Annotated in this window: 21 protein-coding genes; 7 read left to right on the top strand and 14 right to left on the bottom strand. The window is 52.4% G+C overall.

Annotated features, from left to right (window positions below; genetic code table 11):
* Positions 1-116 precede the first annotated feature (116 nt).
* The 5 genes from CHM34_RS13800 to CHM34_RS13780 form a co-directional block, all read right to left on the bottom strand.
* Positions 117-557: a GNAT family N-acetyltransferase gene (locus CHM34_RS13800; RefSeq protein WP_094265199.1), complete on the bottom strand. Its 441-nt coding sequence runs from the start codon at positions 555-557 to the stop codon at positions 117-119.
* Between the two features lie 161 nt (positions 558-718).
* Positions 719-1,462 carry a hypothetical protein gene (locus CHM34_RS13795; protein ID WP_094265198.1) on the bottom strand — a complete coding sequence of 248 codons (744 nt, stop codon included), beginning with the start codon at positions 1,460-1,462 and terminating at the stop codon, positions 719-721.
* 345 nt (positions 1,463-1,807) lie between these two features.
* Complete coding sequence (locus CHM34_RS13790; RefSeq protein WP_094265197.1) at positions 1,808-3,079, bottom strand: VanW family protein; 1,272 nt, start codon at positions 3,077-3,079, stop codon at positions 1,808-1,810.
* A gap of 118 nt (positions 3,080-3,197) precedes the next feature.
* Positions 3,198-4,328, bottom strand: coding sequence for an A/G-specific adenine glycosylase (gene mutY / locus CHM34_RS13785; RefSeq protein ID WP_094265196.1), 1,131 nt, complete (start codon positions 4,326-4,328; stop codon positions 3,198-3,200).
* Positions 4,325-5,770, bottom strand: a complete 1,446-nt coding sequence (locus CHM34_RS13780; protein WP_094265195.1) for a WD40 repeat domain-containing protein — start codon at positions 5,768-5,770, stop codon at positions 4,325-4,327. Before CHM34_RS13780 ends, mutY begins: the two co-directional genes overlap by 4 nt.
* Positions 5,771-6,269: 499 nt before the next feature.
* On the opposite strand from CHM34_RS13780, the gene CHM34_RS13775 reads away from it, so the two are divergent.
* A complete protein-coding gene (locus tag CHM34_RS13775; RefSeq protein WP_094265194.1) occupies positions 6,270-7,199 on the top strand; it encodes a mechanosensitive ion channel family protein in 930 nt (309 codons plus the stop codon).
* Positions 7,200-7,436: 237 nt separating this feature from the next.
* On the opposite strand, the gene CHM34_RS19370 is transcribed toward CHM34_RS13775, so the two are convergent.
* Positions 7,437-7,586, bottom strand: a complete 150-nt coding sequence (locus tag CHM34_RS19370; protein ID WP_169713736.1) for a hypothetical protein — start codon at positions 7,584-7,586, stop codon at positions 7,437-7,439.
* 214 nt (positions 7,587-7,800) lie between these two features.
* On the opposite strand from CHM34_RS19370, the gene CHM34_RS13770 reads away from it, so the two are divergent.
* Positions 7,801-8,004, top strand: coding sequence for a hypothetical protein (locus CHM34_RS13770; RefSeq protein WP_094265193.1), 204 nt, complete (start codon positions 7,801-7,803; stop codon positions 8,002-8,004).
* Positions 8,005-8,031: 27 nt separating this feature from the next.
* Here the strand turns inward: CHM34_RS13770 and CHM34_RS13765 are convergent, their stop codons facing one another.
* Together CHM34_RS13765 and CHM34_RS13755 are read right to left on the bottom strand one after the other, a co-directional pair.
* On the bottom strand, positions 8,032-8,943 hold the full coding sequence (locus tag CHM34_RS13765) for a DNA-3-methyladenine glycosylase family protein (RefSeq protein WP_240512034.1): 912 nt from the start codon (positions 8,941-8,943) through the stop codon (positions 8,032-8,034).
* Positions 8,944-9,501: 558 nt separating this feature from the next.
* Positions 9,502-10,146 carry a 3D domain-containing protein gene (locus CHM34_RS13755; protein ID WP_094265190.1) on the bottom strand — a complete coding sequence of 215 codons (645 nt, stop codon included), beginning with the start codon at positions 10,144-10,146 and terminating at the stop codon, positions 9,502-9,504.
* Between the two features lie 189 nt (positions 10,147-10,335).
* On the opposite strand from CHM34_RS13755, the gene CHM34_RS13750 reads away from it, so the two are divergent.
* Positions 10,336-10,581 carry a DUF8617 domain-containing protein gene (locus tag CHM34_RS13750; RefSeq protein WP_094265189.1) on the top strand — a complete coding sequence of 82 codons (246 nt, stop codon included), beginning with the start codon at positions 10,336-10,338 and terminating at the stop codon, positions 10,579-10,581.
* 227 nt (positions 10,582-10,808) lie between these two features.
* On the opposite strand, the gene CHM34_RS13745 is transcribed toward CHM34_RS13750, so the two are convergent.
* The 5 genes from CHM34_RS13745 to CHM34_RS13720 all read right to left on the bottom strand — a co-directional run bounded on the left by CHM34_RS13745 (position 10,809) and on the right by CHM34_RS13720 (position 17,742).
* Positions 10,809-12,482 carry a putative ABC transporter permease subunit gene (locus tag CHM34_RS13745; protein ID WP_094265188.1) on the bottom strand — a complete coding sequence of 558 codons (1,674 nt, stop codon included), beginning with the start codon at positions 12,480-12,482 and terminating at the stop codon, positions 10,809-10,811.
* On the bottom strand, positions 12,479-13,213 hold the full coding sequence (locus CHM34_RS13740) for an ABC transporter ATP-binding protein (protein WP_094265187.1): 735 nt from the start codon (positions 13,211-13,213) through the stop codon (positions 12,479-12,481). The genes CHM34_RS13745 and CHM34_RS13740 overlap by 4 nt, the downstream gene beginning before the upstream one ends.
* Before the next feature lie 639 nt (positions 13,214-13,852).
* Entirely contained in the window at positions 13,853-15,091 is a 1,239-nt protein-coding gene (locus CHM34_RS13730) for an O-antigen ligase family protein (RefSeq protein ID WP_094265185.1), read from the bottom strand.
* Between the two features lie 268 nt (positions 15,092-15,359).
* The gene (locus tag CHM34_RS13725; protein ID WP_094265184.1) at positions 15,360-16,559 is read right to left on the bottom strand and encodes an MGDG synthase family glycosyltransferase; all 1,200 of its coding nucleotides are present in this window, start codon (positions 16,557-16,559) and stop codon (positions 15,360-15,362) included.
* Between the two features lie 223 nt (positions 16,560-16,782).
* Positions 16,783-17,742 carry an ABC transporter substrate-binding protein gene (locus tag CHM34_RS13720; protein ID WP_094265255.1) on the bottom strand — a complete coding sequence of 320 codons (960 nt, stop codon included), beginning with the start codon at positions 17,740-17,742 and terminating at the stop codon, positions 16,783-16,785.
* A 181-nt stretch (positions 17,743-17,923) separates the two neighbouring features.
* Here CHM34_RS13720 and CHM34_RS13715 point away from each other — a divergent pair, with 181 nt between their 5' ends.
* From CHM34_RS13715 to CHM34_RS13700, 4 genes are read left to right on the top strand one after another with little or no spacing between them, the layout of a single operon-like run.
* Positions 17,924-18,985, top strand: coding sequence for a FecCD family ABC transporter permease (locus tag CHM34_RS13715; protein ID WP_240512026.1), 1,062 nt, complete (start codon positions 17,924-17,926; stop codon positions 18,983-18,985).
* Positions 18,982-20,022: a FecCD family ABC transporter permease gene (locus CHM34_RS13710; protein ID WP_240512025.1), complete on the top strand. Its 1,041-nt coding sequence runs from the start codon at positions 18,982-18,984 to the stop codon at positions 20,020-20,022. Before CHM34_RS13715 ends, CHM34_RS13710 begins: the two co-directional genes overlap by 4 nt.
* 39 nt (positions 20,023-20,061) lie before the next feature.
* The gene (locus CHM34_RS13705; RefSeq protein ID WP_094265183.1) at positions 20,062-20,886 is read left to right on the top strand and encodes an ABC transporter ATP-binding protein; all 825 of its coding nucleotides are present in this window, start codon (positions 20,062-20,064) and stop codon (positions 20,884-20,886) included.
* A gap of 4 nt (positions 20,887-20,890) precedes the next feature.
* Positions 20,891-21,676, top strand: coding sequence for a (2Fe-2S)-binding protein (locus tag CHM34_RS13700; protein WP_094265182.1), 786 nt, complete (start codon positions 20,891-20,893; stop codon positions 21,674-21,676).
* A 288-nt stretch (positions 21,677-21,964) separates the two neighbouring features.
* Here CHM34_RS13700 and CHM34_RS13695 read toward each other — a convergent pair whose 3' ends face one another.
* Positions 21,965-23,020, bottom strand: a complete 1,056-nt coding sequence (locus tag CHM34_RS13695; protein ID WP_094265181.1) for an HPr family phosphocarrier protein — start codon at positions 23,018-23,020, stop codon at positions 21,965-21,967.
* Between the last annotated feature and the right edge of the window lie 23 nt (positions 23,021-23,043).

The following is a 23,043-nucleotide window of genomic DNA, read 5'->3' as shown; positions in this document are numbered from 1 at the left end:
TAATAAAAAGGTTTATAAAACCTTTACAAAAAACGGTGTTTTCCTTTAACACGGATGTGATAAAAAATAGATGTCAATCAATCCGTTCCGATAGTAGACCACCTTTTACAGTTGTGTTACACGGTTCCCAGATTGTCCTGAAGGCGAAACATCCAGTTCTTTTCCAAGACGGAAGACCGCGTTTCCCGGTAACCCAGATGGTTATAGAAGGGGACCAATTTTTCCGTCCCTCCGTCCACCATCACTTCAATCCGGTGGACACCCTTACTGTGAAACCGCTCTTCCAACAGCGATGTCAATTCCCTTCCGACACCGCATCCTTGGTAGTCCGGGTGAACAGCCAGACAGTAAAAATATCCGGTGTCCTCCTCCATCGTCCCCACGATCGCCCCGACGACCCGGTCGTCGATCTCGGCCACAAGGACTAGGTCCCGATCACAGGCCAGTTGCTTGGAAAGAACCTTCAATGTTTCCCTCTCGACCGCCCGGGACGCCGTCAGCCTCCAGATGGATGTAACAGCATGGACATCAGATAATTGAAAAGAGCGCAGGTTCATAAGCTGAAAATCCTCCTACGACGATGGTTTTATTAGTTTACTAGATGGGATCGGAAGAATGCAATTTTGATCTTTTTGTGAAGAAAACGCTTACGAAACAGGTGTACCTCCCGCATTCGCCGATTTTTTGCCTTTTTCTTTGAAGTGCTTTCCGCCGGATATCACCCTGTTTCATCGCAGTATAAAATATTGGAAATCCCTCCTCGAAACCATGATCCCCACTTATCATACTTCCTTCGGCTGAAACGATACCGGCCCAATTGCCAAAACCAGGGTACCAGAGCCAGCAGAGACAACGTTGTCATCCATGGAAAAAAAGGAGTCAACCAACGTACCAATACGGCCGACAAAAGAAGAAATGTCCAAACCCCGAAAGAGTATCGGGCCAACCGATCGGGAAAATGATTCGTCCGGAACATAACGGCGGTATATATCAATCCGCTGATCGCATAACAGGTAAAACCGAATACCCCCGCCCAACGGACCAAGAGTTTTTCCCACTGAATGATGGTTTGGGCCAAATTTTCCGTCGGTACTTGGAGAAACAGCTGGGATAAGGCAGGGATGACGGTCATTTGGATCAGATCGTGAAGGATACCGGTAGCGGCTCCCGTGATCCAAATCATCAAAGCCATCTGTAAAATTGCTCGGTATCGTTGATCCAAAACCAAAAGCAACACACAAAAAATACCGGTCATCGTCGTAGTCGCCAGAATCCCGCTTCCCCAGGACCAGATCACGGCGGTTTCGTTGGAGACAATGTAGGACATCCGTTCCCCCAGTGATCCATGTCCGATACGTACTAAAAAAAGGAAAGATAAAACAACCGCAGTCAAATTAATGGCCGCTGCACTCTTAGCCAGCCATGGATACCAAAATCGAATTCGAAGATGCCCCGAATCCATCGTATTCCCTCCCCGCTCCCAGCTCCAAACCGAGCATGGAAACCCCAATTTCAGTATATGTCCCGGAATATAAAAAATTGAAATATCGATCATCAGGAATCGGTTTCGGCATTTAGTTTTTCCCTGCGATCCCGATTTAAACGGGTAAAGATTCACTTAAAAGGATTTTATCTAGCATGGGCAATATCCCCAGTATTTACTAGAGGAAGAGAAAGCCGAACTGGATCACCCGGAGGATGCCCCGCAAAAACGAAACGGTTGAACGAATCAAAAGCCGCAGCGGAAACATCGCTGCGGCTTTCGGTATTCCATCTCGGGTGAAGGGTCAAGCTCGGCCTCATCCAGTTATTCATCCTCCCGGTTCAGTTCTTCCGAAGCCTGATTCGGTTCGGAATCCGTGGTCGACTCCACTTCCGTGGGAGCCCCCTCCACTTTTCTGGGGTTATGCCATGCCTCAGGTGTCGTGTATATTTCAACAGTTAACGTTCCACCTTTGAGGAATGATCGGATCAGAATCGGTGCCGAGAGATTATTGCGAAAGCGAAAGTCGGGACCGTTCCAAGCGACCGTGGCATCCCTTCCTTTCGGAACATAGGTGACTTCCTTGCTGTGGGAAAAGCGGGCGATCACGGCAAGACCGGCAGCATCAACGCTGTTGTAAAGGGTGGAAGATGTCTGACAGATCCCGCCGCCGAGCCCTTCACTATATTCCCCCCGCACGATAATCGTGGCAGGCTTATATCCCCGAGCGGCGGTGCGCTTTCCCACCGTCTTGTTAAAGGAAAAAACCTCGCCGGGGTTAAGTACTCGGTTGTTGATCGCTTCGCTGGCCAGTCGGACATTCGTTGTCCGATCGGTGTTTCCGGGATTCAGATATGTCGTATATCGACCGATGCGCTTGCCATCCACCCGTTCCAAATCCGCCGTCGTCACCTCGGGCTCGTCAGGAACCATAGGGATTTCCTGAGGTTGATTGACCCGGTCTGACAAGTCGTTCATCCAATGGTCCTCGATTTCCTCCAGGTCCATCAAGGTGCCCTCGCGTTCAGGGCGAATCGACTGACCGAAGCGTTCCAGCTCGGCGTTTTCCGCCGGCTGATCCACTTCCTTCTTCACTTCCTTCAGCCAATCTTTCAGTTTTTCACGATCAAAATCCTCGTTTTCCTTTCCATCAAACCCCATTTTCCGCAAATCGGTCTCCCATGTTTCTCCCTCATGGGTAAGGATCAACTTTAAAGGCTTCGGTTTCGGCGGCTTCTTTTTCTCCGTCGCCTCCGACTGTTCCCGGATCGTTTCCGAATCAGCGTTAGTAGCAGCGGGAATCGTATTCATCGCCATCACCAAGACTGCCCCGAACAGGAGAAGGGTCAGTACCGCCGCACCAATGGCAGTGTTTCGCGGTCCGACACGTCTCAAGGGAATCCGGTGAACCAGGGGAAGCCGACGAAAAAAGCGAATGATCGACTCCCCCGCCTGACGCAATTTTCCGCTCCCGGCTGATTCCGTTTCCGAACGGTCGTCCACCTCTTCCACCGGTTCCAGCCCCGGCTCCTCCGTCGCCGGCGACCCTTTTTCCCCCTCGGACTCCAGCGATTGATGCCGTTTATTTTCTTCCACGGGTCCTCTCTCCCCTTCGGTATCTCTTTCCCCGACCGCCCGATTGAAGGCGGACGGGTTTCCCGCGACAAATGCCTGGATTCAACTATCATAGAAACTTGAATAACCGGACATGTTCTTAAAACAACCGTCCCTGAATCCACGACCGTGACCGGTCCGCCACCCGTTCCAACGCTTTTCGGTATACATTGGGAAGGGCGAGAGTATCCCACTCCCCTTCTTTCACCCACTCATACCCTTCAGGCAAACATTCCGGCGGAGAGGGAAGTTCACCCTCTACAACAGTGATCCACCACCGGCGATGGCTGAAAACATGTTCCATCTCCCCCAAAGCGGCACCAAGCTCCACCTCCAGTCCCTGGTCGAACAGGTCCTGTTTAAGGGTTTCTCCGGGAACGACTTCCCCTTTTTTCCGTTCCGATGAAGGCAATCCCCACATTCCCGCCAGCAACCCTTCTTTCGGCCGCCGCTGAATCAGAATCCGATCCCCGTGCCGGATATATCCAAAGGACACTTCTGACGGAACCGGGGGTTTCGCCTTCTTTTTCACCGGCAGTTCCGCTTGCACCCCTTCTTTCCTCGCCTGACAATGCTCCTGGACGGGGCAAATGTCGCAAGAGGGGGACAGAGGACTGCAGACTAAAGCACCCAGCTCCATCAGCGCCTGATTGAAATCGCCGGGCCGCTCCTCGGAAATGACATGGCGGGCGATCGTTTCCATTTTCCTTCGCGTCGACAGCTTGGCCACATCGTCCTGTAAGGCGAACCACCGGGAAAACACCCTCATCACGTTCCCGTCCACCGCGGGAACCGGCTGGTCGTAGGCAATACTCAGAATGGCTCCGGCGGTATAGTTACCCACCCCCTTCAGGCTGGATATCTCCTCCGGATCCCGGGGAATTTCCCCGCCGTAGGTGGCGGCCACCTCTTTGACCGCCGTATGCAGGTTGCGAGCCCGAGAATAATAACCCAGTCCTTCCCAGGCTTTGATCACCGACTCTTCCTCCGCTTCCGCAAGTCGATTCAGAGTGGGGAAAGACTCCATAAACCGCTCGTAGTAGGGAATCACCGTATCGACACGGGTTTGTTGCAACATGATTTCCGATACCCAAATCCGGTAAGGATCCTTGTTCTGGCGCCAGGGGAGTTCGCGTTTGTTTTCATCGTACCAGTTCAACAATTTTCTCCGGACCGCTTCCACCCAGCCCTCCTCCGGAAGGGGGACCGATTCCGTCGCTTTCCGGTTCATTCCGCCGCCTCCTCTCTGCTCCCATCTCTGGTGTCTTTGGTGGAGGGGGATGTTTTTTCCGATTGGAGGCGAATCAGCCTCAATTTTTGTCCTTCGGTCAACTCTTCTATCACTAAGAGTTTGTCGCGTCGGGAAGACAAGTAAAAACCGGTGATCTGGAGAGGAGTCCGATAAACTTGTTTTTCTTCCATGTTATCCGCGACATATAAAATGGCATGCGTTTGCCCCAACCATACCCCGCCGGGATCGTAACGGATATACTCCGTCTGATCCTGTTCTTCCTGGGTATACACGTCATAAACCCTCGATTCTTGGGTGTTCAAATTAATCAGTTTGAGAATTCCATTGACGGAATAAGAAAGATAATTTCCGCCTTTACTCAAAAGCATATTTTCTAACCGGGTCGGCATCAGATTTTGTTCGCTCTCCACATAATGAAAGGCCTTCCCGTCCATCACATGGATCTCCTCAAAGGTGGTTTCATCCTTCTCCTGTTTTCCGGTGGGAAATGCCAGATACCTTCCTTCAGGATCCCAGGCGACTTCCCGGACGACCCACTGCTCGGACTCCGCCCGGAAGATGACCCGCTCATCCCCCGTCCCGGCGTTCCACAACACCACCTTCTTCCCCCGCGGCGAGGTCCGTTCTGTGGGAAAGTCCTCCTCCGAGGGCTTGTCTTTCCCTTCCGAGCCGATGTAGGCCAGCCTGTCCCCTTGCGGCGACCAAGTTCCGCCCGTCCCGGGAAGGGTTCGTTCCAAACCGCCGTCTTTGACTCGATAGACCCATCGTCCGCTCACCAGGACATATTTCCCGTCGCCGGACCACTGTACCCAACGGGGCCGTTCCAGCTGATCGGGTGAGACGCTTTGCGACAAAGCCACGGGATCCTTCGTCCCGATCCGGTACAGATACAGGTCCACCTTCCCACCGGCTTCTTCGGCATAAACAAAGGCCTCCCCCGATTCGGCAATCGACAGAGGTTGTTTTCCCTGCGGCAGATGATCGGTCACTCTCTTTCTGTTCCCGGAGCTGTCTTCCAGCAGAAGGGACCGGGATCCGTTTCGGGTTTGGATATCGAGTGTATACCGGTCGTTCAAACGATAGACCTTTTCATTATCCCCGTACTCACGGATCCAGTCCTCTTTGCGGAGACGAGCCTTCTTCAGGTCGAACACATAGTAATCGCCTTGGCCATTGACTTCGCCCCAGAAATAAAACCGCTCGTTGCGAAACAAATAGGGGACGATTTTGGAAAAGACGGCTTCTTTTAAAACCTCGGGAGAAGAATCATCTTGTCCAAGGTACCAAACCGTCCAAAAAAACCCGACCAAGACCAAAGCCAACCCCATGAATAGCAACCATCGGTTTCGCCCTGCCGGCAGGTCGGTGAAAATCCGCCATTTTTCGGAAATTTTTTCCCCGATCCCATGGTTTTGCCGCATCGTTTCATACGCCCCTTAGTTGCAGGCTCCCGCACCCGGTCCCGAAAGGATCATGGCACCTCTTTCCCACCATGGTAGGATCAACAGAACGGACTCTCTCCTCCTCCATTATATGAATCGGAACGGAAGAGAACATCATAGTAACATGAAATTATTTCTTTTGGATTAGGGAAATCTCCTGCCTTTCCCCTTACACAGAAAATGAACCGGAGCCGCTCCTCCCGATCAAAGATCGACATCCCGCGCTTTTTCTCTTTATGGGAAAAAATACTCCTTTCGATTCAGTTTACCAAAAAAGGATCGACCCGTTTAAGAAAAAAGTGACCCTTTATATAGGGAATGAATTCAGTGGTATAATGGGAAATGTTTAGGCCGCAGAAACGGTCACTAAGGACGCAAGGAAACAAACCGTCAAAAAAGATTCAAACGGTTTTTGTCCAATGGCCGGGGTGGCGAAACGACGCTAACATCGATTCACTGATGAAGAGGGTGCTTGAATATGAAATGGCTTTCTTCCGCTGCTGAACTGGTACAAAATATGGAGGACATGCAGAAAAAAGCGGAAGCAATCGTGGACGACCCCTCCCAAAAACTTTGGGAACCCTTTTGGGAGCACATACTGGTTCCCTTCGGGCAAATCGTTCTTATTATCTTTCTGACATACCTCGCCCTGCGGTATGTAGGGCGGTTGGTGGATCGCGTGCTCAACCTCAGCCGGTTCGAGGAAAAACGGGGAAAAACGCTGGCACGCCTGATCAAATCGACAGCCCGTTACGCGATCTATTTTATTGCGGCCATCACGATTCTGGAAAAAGTAGGGATCGAAATCGGCCCGATATTGGCCGGTGCGGGAATTGTCGGTCTGGCAGTCGGCTTTGGTGCACAGAACCTAGTTAGAGATATCATTACCGGCTTTTTCATTATCTTCGACAACCAGATGGAAGTGGGCGACTACGTACAAATCAACGGAAATATCGAAGGGACCGTTGAGGAAATCGGGCTGAGGATCACCAAGGTTCGGGAATTCAATCAACGGCTCCATTATCTTTCCAACGGGGAAATTTCCCAGGTAACCAACTATTATCGGGAACGCATGCGACCACTGATTGCGGTGACCGTCCCCTACGAAGCCGACCAGGAACACGTGCAAAACACATTGCACCGTATCTGCGAAGACATGAGCCGCCGATTTGCCCCTTACGTGATCGAACCTTTCAGCCTTTACGGGGTCACCAACATTCAGCGGGACGGGGTGGAATACACATTGACCGGTATCTGTACCCCGGAGGAGCATTGGATGATTGAGCGGGAAACTCGAAAAACCATCGTCCGCACCTTTGCGGACCAACAGATCGAAATCGCTTATCCCCGCCGAATCTTTGATTCCCGGGAGCATCCATTCCCGATGTCAGATCGGGAAAAGAGCTAAAAAAAGAAGGCTAGGGTCCAACCCGGCCTTCTTAAGTTTCTAGTGCCCCTTCTGGAAACTTTTATCTGTTTGATCCCTTGCTGGGGGTGGTCGGGCTGGTAAGTCTTCTCCGATCTCTTGCAAAAAACGCATAGTGAGACCGGGAAGCGGAGCGACCTTGGCGAGACTTGTGCTCTCCTGAGTGCAAAGGATCTACGCCGGCCTACCACCCTCCCAACTTGGTTCCCTGATGGGGCACTAGCGCAGATTCTCGATGACGAGGGCGAAAGCCCCTGTCAGTACGACCGAAATCCCTGTCCACAACGCTACTCTTTGCAAATCGCGGGACAATACTTTATTCGGGTCCACTTCACGAACCGGTTTCTTTTTTTTCTGCTTTCGGGCCATCTAGACCTCCTCCTTTTTACACACTCACAATGATTTTACAACACGAAGAAAATCATGTAACATCAATGTAAAGAAATCGGTTTTTTAATCACCTTATTTGTCAGAATTCATAGTCTAATTACGGGATTCCCATGGATCCCATATCCAGGTGTGAACACCGGATAAAAAGGGAATGAGCACAGTAGAGGTGAAAAAGATGTTTTTCCTAGGAGGCATGACGGTAGTACACCAGTCCTACGGTACGCCTCGGGTGGTCTACTCTTTGCGCAACCGCCTGGAGCAAAGTCACATCTACAGTGAGCTGAAAGTGAAACGCAAAAAGCATGTCACCGCCTATCAGCTACTCGTCCCCAAAGAGGACGCATCGAAGGCTCAAGAACTGCTGAACCGGTACAAACGGGAGCTGGAGCGGACCTGATCCCGATTGACACGAACTTTTTCTCCTTCACTGCCCACTCAGAGTATCCCACAGATAAAAGGTAGCATAACTCCGCCAAGGTGACCACGCCTCTCCCATCTGCCGAACTTCTTTCTCCGTCGGCTGCGCATCCAGTTCGTACACCCTGCGAACCGCATTTCTCAAACCGATGTCCGCCGCCGGAAGAAGATTGGGCCGCCCCATCCCGAAGAGAAGTAAACACTCCGCTGTCCAGCGACCGATCCCTCGTAACGGAAGCAGACGCCCCACCACCTCCTGGTCCTCCAGTCGATGGAGTTCGTCCAAATTCAACTTTCCTTCCGCGATGCGACGGGACAGGTCAATCACGTATTCCGCCTTACGCCGATTGAACTGCAACGCCTGCAAATCTTCATAACGAAGACGGGCCACTTGCTCCGGTGTGGGAAAGACGGCGAGTACTTCCCCGGCCCTTTCCAGCCGTTCTCCAGCGAGGTGGATCAGTCGGTCAACCAATTTAGCGGCAAAAGCCATATTTAGTTGCTGTCCGATGATCGTTTTGATAAGGCACTCATAAAGGGTAGGATCCAGTACGAAATGGAGTCCCTTGCGCTCTTCGACCACTTGGGCCAATCGGGGCTCCATTTTTATGCTCTCATAAAAAGGAGCGAGATTGACGTCCAAAGAAAACATTCGCCGCAAGATCCGTTCCAGATCCATCCGCTCCCGATCATCGAGTTCGGTATCCACTGTCGCCGCCAAAGCGGATTTCTCTTCCTCCCATTCCAGTTCCACGACAACCGGACGTTTGGATAACCGCAACGTACGGTACAGTTTTCCGCCCTCACTTCGGTAAGCCGTCTTTTCAAAGGAAACGAGCCTGCGGATCGTCTCCTCGTAGGAATAAGGTTGTTGTGGTCGAAGCAACATCCGTTCCCCGGATTCTTCACTCGATCGCACACTGGCCAAACCCTTTCACCTCCCGTCAACCTGCCCCGATTATACCATTCTTATCCCCGGTTCCGGGGTTTATTCTCGTCCTGAAATACAGCATCTTGCCGAGCCTGGGCTGGGCCAGTAGTGCGGCCCAATGACTCTCCCTGATATGGGTGCTGTTCAGAACCCGATGGGTCCAGAACCAAGCGAACAACACGGTGAACCAAGAGCCATAAAAAATCGGCTTTCGCCGACATAGGGTAAAGCCGCAGTCAGAGGCGAATCCCGAAAGGGCCGCCTCTATTTCTGTTTGATAGAGAACTGACAATTGTACAGAGTCATGGTATCCCACAGGGATTTCCATACAGTATCAGATCTATGATCAACCATCCTTTGGATGGGGAGATCGTATCCAGGTGGGGCCGCTAAACGGTTCGATCCTACGAAAACTTCGCTGGGGCGTCGGGCATAGCGAGACCCGAGAGCGAAGCGTTCGAGGCGAGACTTGTACTCCCCTGAGTGCAAACGCCGCTACGCTGGAAATTGGCAGCCCGCTACTTTCGGCGATTTACCAGAAACACCCTAGTCCACCCGCTCCACCTTGACTCCTTTTTTCACGCCGAACTGACGGGCTTGTTGCGGATCTTTCATATAAACATCGATCCGGTTCCCTTGGATCGCACTGCCGGTATCCTGGGCGACACGGTAACCGATCCCTTCAATGTATACCCGGGACCCGAGGGGAATCACATCGGGATCGACAGCGATGGTCACTCCCTCCGCCACCTGGGCTCCGCTGGAGGTCACCCCGAAGGCCGGGTGATCCGGCGATTTCCCCGTCGACTCCGGACCGGCCGTGTAGGCGGTCAAGGTGAACTCACCGAGGGATTGACCCCGGGCCATCGCGGTAACCTCCTCTTCCTTCTGTTCCTTCTTTTCCTTTTGTTTCTCTTTTGACTCCCCCTTCGCCATAGGAACGCGAAGCTCGTCACCGACCCGGATCAGAGAAGGATCGGACAGATCATTCAACCGGGCCACTGTATCCACATCGGAATCATATTCCTGAGCAATCTCATAGACTGTATCCCCGGGCTCCACTGATACCGTAGCATACCCGGTCTTCGCCTCGGCATTTTCGGACCACTCCGATGAATGGTCCGGTAAAGAGAAAATGACAAAAGCACCGATGATACAGACAGAAACCACCATCCACCCTTTGACAGCCATGTTGATCACCTCATAGTTTCATAGACTCGGTAACCATCATGGCCAAAAAAAGGTAAAATATACCCCGCATCCATTGAACGTTGGGTGAAAACGGGAAATGGCTACATGATAATCTGTAAGAGTCTCCGAATCAACAAAAGATGATATACAAATCTACAAGCCTTAATTCCAAGAAAGAAGGTGCAGAAAATGGCTCGAATGACATGCAAATGTGGGGAAACATTATCTACTGTCAGTGTCCCAAACGAAATTGAGTTATACGTTTATACTGACTTTGAAATGGACAAGATTAACGAGATGGATATTCAAGACCCTTTTGATATACCTGATCCAAAAAGAGAGGTTTGGCGTTGTCCGACATGTGAACGAATTCATGTATTTGAAGGAAATAAAGTAGTTAAGACGTATATTCTTGAAAAAGAGAACGTAAATTAGTGCCCCTTTTCGGAACGTCGATTGTGTTTTCCTGTGAGAGAAGATTGGACTTACGTCGGGGCAACTTGGCAGTGCATGGAAGCAAAAAGCCCGACTCCCCATGACAGATAATGATTAATACGGACTTAGCTTTCTTCAACCCTGCCGTTGTCCAAACAACAAAAAAGCGGACCCGCTTCCCCTGTTCGAGCGGGCCGCTTTTTTATGGTTTTTCCCATTTCTGTTCCCTAAACTTCAATCCGCCGGTAGCGGTCTTCCGCGATTCCCCGCAGGGTGAAAAACAGGACGGCGTTGAGTCCGATCAGGAGGAGGAGAACGCCGGTTTTGATCCAGACATCCGGCAGGTTGATGAAAAAGCCGAGTCCGACGATAGCTGCCAGCAGCCCGCCTAAAACGATCTGGATCAGCATCATCCCCATACCGCCGACAAAACGCTGCATCACCTCCCGCGGGGTCTCCCACTCCAGATAAGGGAACCACAGATCGATCAGCAATCCGACCCCGTTAAACAGGCAACTGCCCGCCATTCCTAAGAGAAGGGTCCACAGAACGGCCGGAACGGAGGGAAACACCATCCACTGGATGACGAGCACCACGGCGATAATGATCAGTGAAAAGGAAAAGGCGTGAAGCCACTTAGCCAAGAGCCGGGTAAAGGCAGAAACCGGCAGGGACAGATTGAAGGCAAACATCTTTCCTTCCCGGGAAATCGCGGAAGAGGCAATTCCATTCATCGAACTGATGAAAAGGATAAAACCGGCGGCCCCCCATACAACCATTTTGGCTGCAAAGGGATGAGTGGAAAGGTCCCGAGACACTGCTCCCAGGTTGCCGAAGGCAGGCAGAAAAGCCATTACCGTGAATATAATCAGGGGAGTCACTGCATTCATGAGAAATATCGGTGTCCGGATAAAGACTTTCCACTCCTTCCAAAACCATGCCGCCAGGGGGGAACGCGGCCGAGAGAGGGCGTCGGCGGTGGAAGTCGATTTCTTCTTCGCGTTTTTCGCCACTTCGTCGCCCCCGATCAATCCGGGATAATACAGGAATCCGGCCAACCCGAACATGAAAGCGAGAGCGCCAGCTGTCACAACCGCAAAAGCCGTCCATCCCGTCCAACCGCCGGAAAAGAAAGGCTGTATCAAACCGTGGGCGGCCCAGGCCGCCGGCGGATACCAACCGCCGAGCCATTCGTACAACCCTCCCGATCCGGCGAAAAACTGCTGAATCCGTTCCGGGTCGTCCAGCTTGTCCGGCAAATCCGAATGGACGGCGAGCTGAACGGCGATAAAGATCAGGACGCCGCTAAAGGAGGCGAGATAACGCAATAAGTCCCGATACCCTTTCAGGTTGGTCACCCGCATGAATACCAGAGACGCTGACGTGGACAGGGCAATGGGTAACAACGGCAACCCTGCTGTGAGCAAGGCCGCCCCCACATAGAATCCGAGACCCCGCCCTGCGAGTACGCCGTATACGATCAGCCCCGGTAAAAGAAAAAGAAGGGCGCCGATGACTTCATTCACCCATACCCCGGCCAAACGAGCTCCCAACACTTGTCTCGGAGTCACCGGCAGAGGCAAGGGAATTTCCGCATCACGGACAAAATAAAGCTGATTGATCACAAAGGGAAATCCGAACAGAAAAGCAACCAGGTGTCCCCCCAGGACCAACAGGAGTAACATGGCCGATTCTTCGCCGATCAAAGCCAGGCCCTGATAGATTCCGCTATAGAAAAAGATCACCATCAATTCAACGGGGACTGCGATCACAAGGAACAAAATCACCGCCAACAACGGTTGCCACTGTTGCTCCCGCCGGACGATGTACTTCTGCTTCATCACCGAGAGGTTGAACTGGTTCTTCAAAAAAACCCAAGTCAGCGCCCAGCCTCGTTTCATGATTCCGTCAACCCCATGAACAGGTTTTCCAATGTATTTTCGTCCGACACATGACCGCTTCCCCGGCGCAGATCCTCCAACTTTCCGGAAGAGACGAGGCGCCCCTCGTTCAGGATCGCCACCCGGTCACACAACCGCTCCGCCACCTCCAACACGTGAGTGGAGAAGAAAACCGTATTCCCCCGATCGCAATGCCGTCTCATCTCCTCTTTTAAAACGGCGGAAGCCCGGGGATCCAACCCGACCATCGGTTCGTCCAGAATCCAGACCGAAGGTTCATGAAGCAAGGTGGCAATCAGGGTGATTTTCTGTTTCATCCCTCTGGAATATCCCTGAATCAGTTGATTCGCATTTTCTTCCATACCGAAGCGCTCCAACAACCCCGGAAGATGCTTTTGCCGCTTCTCCAGGGGAACCTGATAAATATCCGCCATGAATTGGATATATTCCCGTCCGGTCAGCTTGGCGAAGGGCTCCGGCGAATCGGGAACATACCCGATTTTCCGCTTCGCCTCCAATGGCCGATCCGACACGGAGGTATGATCCACCTCCACCACACCAGTGTCCGGCTGAATGATCCCGGCGATCATTTTAATCGTTGTCGTCTTTCCTGCGCCGTTCGGTCCGAGAAATCCGAAAATTTCACCGGGTGAGACAGTCAGCTGTAACCGATCTACTGCCGGCACGCCGGACTTCCCGTAGCTTTTGCTTACATTCCCCAGCCAGATCATCGCATCACCTCAATTCCTTTTCGTAGAGGACTGCCTCTTCTCCCTTTTCTGAACCTTGAGTGCCTTTTTTTCCATAAAAAGAAGACGGAACGATCCGCCTTCCACGGGGATCGCAGTCGGATCCCCCTTTTTGTTACCCCCTTGAGATCTGCATACGTTTCCTACCTTACCACAAAAAATCGACAAAAGAAATAACCCTTCCATATTTTCCACGGGGATACAGATACTTGTCTCCCCCAGCCCAAGACGCTCCGTGACCGGCCCTTCCCTCGTCGGAAAACACGACCGACTTTCTCAGAAGGGACACTAGAAGCGTTGTGATTTTAGCACATCCTTGGTGGGTCGGGGTGGGGTTCCACACTCCGTTTCGTTGTTCTGACGAGCCAAAGGCACTCCGTGTGGAACCCCACCCTCCCGAAAACGGACTTTTTCACAACGCTTCTAGTGCCCCTTCAGGAAACTTTGATTGGTTTGATCCCTTGCTGGGGGTGGTCGGGCTGGTAGGCCGTCTCCGATCTCTTGCAAAAAACGCATAGTGAGACCGGGAAGCGGAGCGACCTTGGCGAGACTTGTGCTCTCCTGAGTGCAAAGGATCTACGCCGGCCTACCACCCTCCTAACTTGGTTCCCAGATGGGCCACTAGTTTCGTTTTTCGCCTCTATAGGCCCATTTCGGCTTGTTCAGGCAACGCCGCTCGTATTGCTGATGGATGATGATAATCGCCAGCATAAAGATGAGACCGATCTGAGGGGCGAGAATCGGATAATCGTACATTCCGTGACCCAACAGGGCAAATATCAGCGAAATCAGCATCCCCGCCAAACGCTTTTCCTCCTTGGCATTGGCCGTTTTCCGCCATCGCCGGGCCCGGTGAGTGGTAACGACGATCAGAGCGATAAAAAGGATCAATCCAATCACACCGTATTCGCTGGCAATCCCTAAAAGCACGTTATGAGCATGATATAAATAATCACCTGTCATCTCCTTAAAAACGTGGCCGAAATGGAGGGGCAAAACACCGAACAGCCAGTGGTCTTTAAAGATCTCAAAGGAATTTTGCCATACCCGAACACGGATATCATACGTGGCAAACAACGTTTCCTCCCGAGGAATCAACGTCTTGTTGGTGTAGATGACCATCCCGAAGATGACCAGGCCAATAAAAAGAAGTACTGCCCGCTTTCGGTTGCCCGTCATCCAAACCTGAACCAAGAGCCCGATCACCAAGCCCACCCAGGCCCCTCGGGAGCCCGTGCACCAGATGGCTGCACAAAACAAAAAAAAGGCGGCGAAGGAGCCCACTTTGTGCCAATTCTTCCGGAAGACCGATGAAGTGTAGATACTGATCAATGCCAAACAGATCAACATGGCGGCAGCCAGATTGGAGTTGGAGGCCGTACCGATACTGCGGACCGATTCGGCCTGTTGCATCGGATAAAATCCGAGCACATAAAAGAGAGTGGATTTTTCCGTAGGAATCCAATTCACGCGCTGTAAAATGGTTACAACCGCCACATAAAGACCCGCCAGCCAAAATTGGAGGTATAGGGTCTCGATTTTTTTCCACGACCAGTCGATCCCCTTCATCCACACGGTCAATAAATAGTACAACCCGAAAAAGAGGATCGGTATCAACCCGGCCGGTATCCATTTAAAAACCCAGTAAGGATTCAAGTGCCAACTGATCATGGAAAGCAGAACAAATCCCAGGAAAACGCCTTCCGGCCAACCGGTCAACCTCCACTTTCGTTTAAAGAAGAAAGGAGTGGCCAGTCCGATAGCCAGCATAGCAACCCCAGGAAGTATTGGTGAAAACAGGATCGATATGTATAAAAACTGAATCCATTTTTCAGCTGGAGTGGTCAACTGCGAGTCCATTCTCAAGACTCCCTTATCGTGAACTACCCGCCGCCCGCCGGCGGGCTCTCCCTTCGATCGGGTTGTTTACACATTTGGATGAACAAGGAACATATGTTCATCATACACTATATATCCCTTTATTTCCACAAAAAAGGGTGCCCTTCCTCCCCCGTGAGAGAAGTCGGGCATAATGTCTGTCCCACCCCGATTGAAGCGAGGAGTATTATAGCATTTTATCCGTACAATCACAAAAGAAAGGGATGAAGGACGTATATATATAAGGAAGTTACATCGTCGATGAGGGAGTCATCAGGTTTAACACGGCCTGGACACTCTTAGAGGGGTGAATCTTCCATCTCCAGCGCATCATCTGTTCTCTGATACAGGCAAAAGAGTCGGCATCCGTCAAAAGGCGTTCCAACCAACGGTCGAGATCACTTTCGTCGGTCACCCTCTTTGCCAAGCCGTTGTCTACCATGAAAAGGCTGTTCCTCTCCTCATGGCCGGGGATGGATCCGTAGAGAAGCAGCGGTTTCCCCTTGGCAATCGCCTCTGTACAAGTCATTCCTCCGGGTTTGGTCAGGATGAGATCAGCCGCATCCATCCAGTCGGCCATCGCCTCGGTGAATCCTGTCACCCGGATATGGGGATGGTTTAGCTCCTCCCGCCGATAAAGGCTTTGCAACAGTTTATGATTGTGACCAGTACAAACCACAATCTGCAAGTGCTGTTTCCACTTGGCCGCCATACGGACCAGCTCTTCGGTCCTCCCCATTCCCAGGCCGCCCCCCAGAATCAACACAGTAGGCATATCGCGGATGCCGAGATACCGCCTGACCGCCCCCGAATCCCGAACCTCCCAAAAGCGCCCATCCGTGGGAATCCCGGTAACAGCCACCCGTCGAGCGTCCACCCCCATTTGAATTAGCTGTTGCTTGACTCCGGCATAAGGGACCAAATACATGTCCACTTCCCGATTGATCCAAGATCCGTGGGCGGAAAAGTCCGTGATGACCGTACAGAGGCGGACGGGATAACCTTCTCTTTTAATACGGGCGACTCCCGAACTGGCGAAGGGATGAGTGGAAACCACCACACGGGGCTGAAAGTGCCCAATATATTCCGAAAGCCGCGAGTACAGTGTCTGGTACAGACACCACTCGATCCAACGGGGAAAAGATCGATGGTGATGGCGGCCGTAAACTTTTCGCCACAAACCGGGAACCTTTCGGATCATTCCCAAGTAAGAATAGAGAAGCGCCTGATTCACCTGAGGGCGGAGTTCCCGCCCCAACTCGACCAGCTGGACGCGAATTCCGGGATCCGCTTCCCGGATTCCTCTGGCGAGGGCTTCCGCCGCCTTGGTATGACCGGAACCGAAGTTTTCAGAAACGAAGAGTGCGCCGTTTCCGAACCCTGTTACAACCCCGGAATCATACCAGTCCTTTTCAACCAGACCGCCTGACCAGGCCATGCGATCCATCATTCCCTTCACACCTCTCTCCCGTCCAACCCTATAAATCGGGCGACAGGATTGACTCACCCACAAGCAACGTCGATTTTTACGGAACGGTTTCAATTGTCCCTTATTATACCATACACAAATACCGGACAACTCATGCACTTTTCCCGCCGGTTAAACAAAAAGAACATGCGGGAATCCCGCATGTTCATTATGAACCTTCCAGGATGAATGGAAGGGAAGGCGGTCAGAATTTCTCAACATACTCATTCAGATCATCCAACACCTTATTGGCTCCTTGAATGCCGCCGGAGAGGTTCCAGTAGACATCATTCACTTTGAACACCTTGTCTTCCTTCACCACGTCCAACTTCTTAAACAATGGTTTGTTCATCCATTCCTTCTGTAATTCTGTCGCCTTCCCGTCCCCCTGCTCCATCGTGAGGACGAACATCACATCACCGTCCATATCGGGGATACGCTCTTCTGTCACCTCTGTGTAAAAGTCATCTTTCTTCTGAGCTTTCGGCCGGTCCAATCCCGCTTCCTCAATAATAGTGTCGGGGAACATATTGTGATGGATACGGACAACCCCCGGCAAAAACCGGACGATGGAGACCTCGGTATCCAATTTGTCTCCCGCCTTCTTCTTAAAGTCGGCGATTCGCTGATCCCATTCCTCTAATTTTTGTTCCGCCTTTTCCTCTTTGTTCATCGCTTCGGCATACAGTTTGAAGTTTTCTTTCCATGTCTTACCGACCGTTTCACTGAAAACCGTTGGAGCGATATTGGACAGTTGCTTGTATATTTTCTCGTGGCGAACTTTGCTCCCGATAATCAGATCGGGGTTAAGGGCGGCGATAGCTTCCAGGTTGGGCTGAATTTCCTCTCCAACCACTTGAACCCCTTTCATATCATCGGAGATAAAATCGTAAAAAGGATCACCAATCCAGGACTTCACAGCACCTACCGGCTTCACGCCCAAAGCCAGAGCATCGTCTGTGGCATCGTTAGTCAACACGACCACTCGTTTCGGTGTTCCTTTGATTTCCGTTTCCCCCATGGCGTGTTGAACGACCCGGGTTTTACCGTCTTCCCGGCTCTCTTTCTGTTGATCGCCGGAACCGGCACCACATCCCGCCGTTATGATCAATAAAAAAGCCAGACCGAAAGCGGTCACTCGCTTTGACCAGTGTCTCAAGCGCATCGAAGGCTCCCCCCATCGATTGAAAATGATTTTCATTACTGACATCATCTTAGACAGAGTCCATAACTCTGTCAAGATTTAATTGAAAATGATTATCAAATGTATTGACGTCTGAATTGATAATGATTATCATGATACTTGAGATCCATCAGCGTTGACAGATTATCATAGGAGATTGTCCATGTTCCAGCGCATATTGCCCAACACGATGACACGCAGTATCGGATTATTGATCAGTTGCGCTGTACTCGTTTTCTGTTTGATCGGAAGCATCAAACTGGGGTTGACGAAAATCGACTGGAACGCGATGCTGCACGCATACGGCACCGCCAATCCTTCCGAGGAACAGCTGGTGATCCGTACGACCCGGGTGCCCAGGGCCTTGATCGCCCTTTGCGTCGGAGCCAGCTTAGCCATATCCGGCGCATTGATGCAGGCACTCACCCGTAATCCGTTGGCATCGCCGACCATCTTCGGCATCAATGCCGGAGCGGCTTTTTTCGTTGTTTTGGCGGCCAGTTATTTATCCGCCAGCTCCTACCACACATTTACATGGATCGCCTTTTTCGGTGCCGCTGTCAGCGGATCGATCGTATATGCCTTAAGTTCTTTGGGCAGAGGCGGTCTCACTCCATTGAAGCTGACCTTGGCCGGTGCGGCGATCACTGCCTTTTTTCACACACTGACCCAGGGGGTTCTGGTCACGGAGGAGAGTACTCTGGATGAGGTGCTCTATTGGTTATCCGGGTCCATCGTGGGCCGAAAACTGGAAATGCTGACTGACATTCTGCCCTTTTTCATTACAGCTTGGCTGGTTGCCCTGATTTTAGCCCGTCCGATTAACACCTTAACGATGGGTGAGCACATAGCCAGGGGATTGGGACAGAAGACCGGTTGGGTAAAGCTTCTGGCCGCACTCGTCATCATTTTTCTCGCCGGAGGATCGGTGGCGGTGGCGGGTCCGATCGGACTCGTCGGGTTGGTTGTCCCCCATATCGCCCGAACTCTCGTCGGTTCGGACTTTCGGTGGATCATTCCATATTGTGCCGTTCTGGGAGGGAGTTTTCTGCTCCTGGCGGATATCGGGGCACGATACCTGATTATGCCCGGCAGTCCCTTAGTGGATCTTCTGTCCGGTTTGGGAGCGAGAACCTTATCCGATGAAGTACCCGTTGGAGTCATTACCGCGTTGATCGGAGCGCCTTTTTTCATCTATATCGCCCGAAGGAGCATCACAGAGTGAGGAAGAAACACCTAGCCATTCGACTCAAATCCCTGCCCGTTTCCCTGTTGATCGACCTTCGCGCTCTCATCATCATGGTTTTGCTCGCGCTCCTGGGTCTGTCTGTTTTCGTGTACAGCATCGGAAGCGGTGAAATGACAATCGCTCCCTGGAACGTACTGACCGCACTCATCGGTCAGGGATCACCCGCCGATGAGATGGTTATTCAGACCCTGCGGTTACCCCGGGCTCTTGTCGCTCTCTTTGTCGGCGCCTCGATGGCCGTCGCGGGATCCATTCTGCAGGGGATCATGCGGAATCCCCTCGCTTCGCCTGATATCATCGGAATCACAGGGGGGGCCTCCGTCACAGCAGTCGCCTTTCTCACCCTTTTTTCCGATTGGGGAGCCCGCTGGCTTCCGGCCGCCGCATTTGTCGGAGGAAGTATCACTGCGTTACTCATTTACGCTCTGGCCTGGAAAAAAGGAGTCTCCCCCCTCCGGTTGGTCTTGATCGGAATCGGTATCAACTCCGCCGCCAACGGGCTGACGACCCTGTTGTTGATCCTCAGCCCCATCTACGCTACCAGTCAGGCGATGGCGTGGCTGGCAGGAAGCGTATACGCCAGTTCCTGGGAAACGGTATGGACGATCCTGCCCTGGTTCATTGTACTGGTCCCTTTGGCGATGATCCTGTCCCGCCAACTGAACGCCCAGCAGATGGGGGAGGCCATCGCCACCCAGTTGGGAACTTCCGTGCAAAAGCAGCGGTTCCTGCTGATTCTGGTCAGTATCGCTCTAGCCACTTCGGCGGTCGCTGTCTCGGGACCCATCGGCTTCATCGGTCTGATGTCCCCCCATATCGCCCGGCTCCTGACCGGGCCGTCCTTCGGTCAACTCCTTCCGGTTTCCGGATTGATCGGCGCCTGTCTGGTCTTGGTGGCGGATCTGATCGCCCGAACGGCTTTCAGTCCCCTCGACCTTCCCGCCGGACTGTTTACAGCAGTGCTGGGGGCGCCCTTTCTCATCTACCTGCTCTACAGTCACGGCCGAACATAAACCATCGCCACCACCCTTGAGCAAGAGGAGGGGTTTCCGTTGAAACCAACTCTGAAAACCAATCGACTCACCCTGGCCTACGGCCCATCCCCGGTGATTGACGAATTGAATCTGAATGTTCCCAAGGGGCAAATCACCGTTCTGGTGGGAAGCAATGGATGCGGAAAATCCACCCTTCTGCGTTCCCTGGCCCGCTTAATGAAGCCCTGCCAAGGCAACATCCTGCTAAACGGCAACGACATCGCCAAACAATCCACCAAAAAAACGGCACGCCAACTGGCCATCCTCCCGCAAGGACCCGTGGCTCCCGAAGGATTGACGGTGATGCAGCTGACCAAGCAAGGGCGGTATCCATACCAAAACTGGATCCAACAGTGGTCCAAAGAGGATGAAGAGATGGTGGAATGGGCGCTGGAAGTCACTCAAATGACTCCCTTCGCCCATCGGCCCGTCGACTCTCTGTCCGGCGGCCAACGGCAGCGAGCCTGGATCGCTATGACACTGGCCCAGGAAACGGATACGCTTCTCCTCGACGAACCGACGACCTATTTGGACATGACTCATCAGATCGAAATTTTGGATCTTCTCTACGATTTGAACGAGAGAGAAGGGCGCACGATTGTCATGGTCCTTCACGATTTAAACCTGGCTTGTCGATACGCCCACAATATCGTGGCCATCCGGGAAGGACAAATGCACTCCCAAGGGCGTCCAGAGCATATTGTGAATGAACAGCTGGTCAAGGAAGTGTTCAATTTGGATTGCCAGGTCATCCTCGACCCGCTGTTCGGGACTCCGATGTGCGTCCCACACGGCAAAGGCCGCCATTTGCGACCCAGTCGACTGACCGCGACAGGAGGTTGAACCGATGCGACTCTCCCCACAGGAAATGATTCAGATCGAGGAAAACTGCAAACTGTTCCTGAATCGGGAAAGTAAAGAGGGGACCCTTCCGGCAAAAGACTTGCTGCACCCCGCCGGTCTGTCAACAGCTCTCGCCGATTGGAGTCGAAAAATCGGTACAACAGAACCCCCCGTCGCCGCGTCCATGCTGTCCAAGCGATACGGCTCCCTGTTGTTGAAAGGTTGCCTCTTCGCCATGTCCCGCCTGAATAAAGGGTTGGACTTTTCAGCGGATAATCTGAATATCCGATGGGGACCGGGATGGGATCTTTCCTTGGAACTGAAGGAAGATACCGTCCTCACCTGCCCCTCCTCCGACGAGAGGAAAAGGTGGAGGAATGAGGTTCTGTCTCGGCTGTTACACCGGAATCTCACTCCCCTCCTGGAACAGCTGTCCGCTTACCTTCCTCTGAATCTCCTGTGGGAAAATACGCTCTGCTACCTCTATCACAACTATGAACAATGGATTCAGGAGTCCCGCTTCCCGGAAGAGCGGAGCCGCCTGCTCGACGATTTCCGCTTTTTAACGGACCGGACCAACATCATCGTTACCGGCACGCTACCCAATCCCTGGTCGATGCGATTCCGCCCGGTTCCTCACCCGGCCCGTCCGGAGGAAACCATGCGTCGGCGCCGCACCTGTTGTCTTTATCATCGGATACCCGGAGCCGCCAACTGTACCAACTGCCCCCGAATTCGGAAAGAATCATCCACAGTCTGCAACCATAAAAAAAGAGTCAGCATGGGCTGACGGATCGGATCACCTTACTTGCCTTTCCTGATCAGGTTCTATTTTCTTACATACCGGCGGTTAAGCCGGATTTTTTTATGGAGGGACCGGTCTTCCCGGACTCTTTATCATAAAAAAGGCTGCCCTTTGAGCAGCCTCCGTATGACAACTGCCCCTCCATGGCCTTTTCAAGCAACCTTGATTCGCTAATGAACGTTTACCAGGGGTTGGGGCTGGCAGGCCGCCAATCTCATACATAAAAACGCTCCGCCGGCCTACCAGCCTCTCACCTCACTTCCTGATTGGGCGCTATTCTTCTCCCAACTGTTTGGCCAGCTCCTGAACCGCCTGATCCGCATCCGGTCCCCGAGCCCTGATTTCAATCCGCGTTCCCTTTAAGCGACGCATCAGGATGAGCTCCGTCCAACGCTTCGCATGAAACTCTTTCTCTCCCTGCTTCAGAACCACCTCCGCTTCATATTCCTTGGCTTTTTCCGCGATTTCCAGAGCGGGAAAATAGCGCTTCAGCCGGATGGTTTGTTTGACACGGTCATCGCCTTCCTCCGGAACCGGATCGGATGGCACGTTCCCGTCATCCGGAGGTGACGGTTCTTCATCCGGAGTCTCAGAACCGCCGCCGGGATCTTTTTGATCCGGCTTTTCTCCGGGCTTTGTTTCCTCACTCGAATCCTTATCTTCTTTGGATGATTCTTCGGAGTCATCTTGCGGTGATTCTTTTGACTCCTCTTCTTGATTGAATAACTCCTTCAATTTTCGGTTGACCTCTTCTTCCGCCTCTGTTTGATCCCTTGTGGAAAATGGGCGCAAATCGATATACAGACCATTCTCGGGCGGCTTCAGGGATACGGCTTTCGTCGTATCCAAATCGAGAGCGGTCATCCGGGAGCTCTCCGCCTGCAGACGTTCGACACGAAGAAACACATCGTGAAGGACGATCGAAGGTGTTTGCCAACCGATTTTCATCGGCCGGTCGAATCCGATGATGTCTCCCGGTTTGATTTTAAAACCGATCGCACTCGCTTCCACGGTCATCCCTTTCATCGTGACCGGACCCGGATCCTGCCCGGCCATATGCCAGCGCCCTCCGCCTTCGCCTCTCCGATACGATCCCCCCAATGTCATCCCGGAGATTTTGGCTTCGGTGATCTGAAGTTTCAATAACAAGCCGTCTTTCCCGACGCTGATCCCCGGTAACACGCCTTTTGACTCGATTCGGTCCGCTCGGATCACAAAGGCCTCTTTGCCCGCAGTTGACGGCCCGTCGGCGGATACCGAAGGGATCGAAGCAAGAAGAAGGGAGAAAACCAAAAAAATGATCAATCCCACGATCTTCTTTTTGTTCAAAGGCACTCCCCCGCTTCATCATC

Origin of the sequence: Paludifilum halophilum (assembly GCF_002245355.1) — a bacterium.
Taxonomy (GTDB): domain Bacteria; phylum Bacillota; class Bacilli; order Thermoactinomycetales; family DSM-45169; genus Paludifilum; species Paludifilum halophilum.
The sequence above is the reverse complement of the archived record's forward strand: the minus strand, read 5'-3'. Positions and strand labels throughout refer to the sequence as shown.

Excerpts from the sequence above, each read along its gene's own strand:
- CHM34_RS13800 (WP_094265199.1), bottom strand. The coding sequence starts at position 557 with ATGAACCTGCGCTCTTTTCAATTATCTGATGTCCATGCTGTTACATCC.
- CHM34_RS13795 (WP_094265198.1), bottom strand. The coding sequence starts at position 1,462 with ATGGATTCGGGGCATCTTCGAATTCGATTTTGGTATCCATGGCTGGCT.
- mutY (WP_094265196.1), bottom strand. The coding sequence starts at position 4,328 with ATGAACCGGAAAGCGACGGAATCGGTCCCCCTTCCGGAGGAGGGCTGG.
- CHM34_RS13780 (WP_094265195.1), bottom strand. The coding sequence starts at position 5,770 with ATGCGGCAAAACCATGGGATCGGGGAAAAAATTTCCGAAAAATGGCGG.
- CHM34_RS13775 (WP_094265194.1), top strand. The coding sequence starts at position 6,270 with ATGAAATGGCTTTCTTCCGCTGCTGAACTGGTACAAAATATGGAGGAC.
- CHM34_RS19370 (WP_169713736.1), bottom strand. The coding sequence starts at position 7,586 with ATGGCCCGAAAGCAGAAAAAAAAGAAACCGGTTCGTGAAGTGGACCCG.
- CHM34_RS13770 (WP_094265193.1), top strand. The coding sequence starts at position 7,801 with ATGACGGTAGTACACCAGTCCTACGGTACGCCTCGGGTGGTCTACTCT.
- CHM34_RS13755 (WP_094265190.1), bottom strand. The coding sequence starts at position 10,146 with ATGGCTGTCAAAGGGTGGATGGTGGTTTCTGTCTGTATCATCGGTGCT.
- CHM34_RS13750 (WP_094265189.1), top strand. The coding sequence starts at position 10,336 with ATGGCTCGAATGACATGCAAATGTGGGGAAACATTATCTACTGTCAGT.
- CHM34_RS13745 (WP_094265188.1), bottom strand. The coding sequence starts at position 12,482 with ATGAAACGAGGCTGGGCGCTGACTTGGGTTTTTTTGAAGAACCAGTTC.
- CHM34_RS13740 (WP_094265187.1), bottom strand. The coding sequence starts at position 13,213 with ATGATCTGGCTGGGGAATGTAAGCAAAAGCTACGGGAAGTCCGGCGTG.
- CHM34_RS13730 (WP_094265185.1), bottom strand. The coding sequence starts at position 15,091 with ATGGACTCGCAGTTGACCACTCCAGCTGAAAAATGGATTCAGTTTTTA.
- CHM34_RS13725 (WP_094265184.1), bottom strand. The coding sequence starts at position 16,559 with ATGATGGATCGCATGGCCTGGTCAGGCGGTCTGGTTGAAAAGGACTGG.
- CHM34_RS13720 (WP_094265255.1), bottom strand. The coding sequence starts at position 17,742 with ATGCGCTTGAGACACTGGTCAAAGCGAGTGACCGCTTTCGGTCTGGCT.
- CHM34_RS13715 (WP_240512026.1), top strand. The coding sequence starts at position 17,924 with ATGTTCCAGCGCATATTGCCCAACACGATGACACGCAGTATCGGATTA.
- CHM34_RS13700 (WP_094265182.1), top strand. The coding sequence starts at position 20,891 with ATGCGACTCTCCCCACAGGAAATGATTCAGATCGAGGAAAACTGCAAA.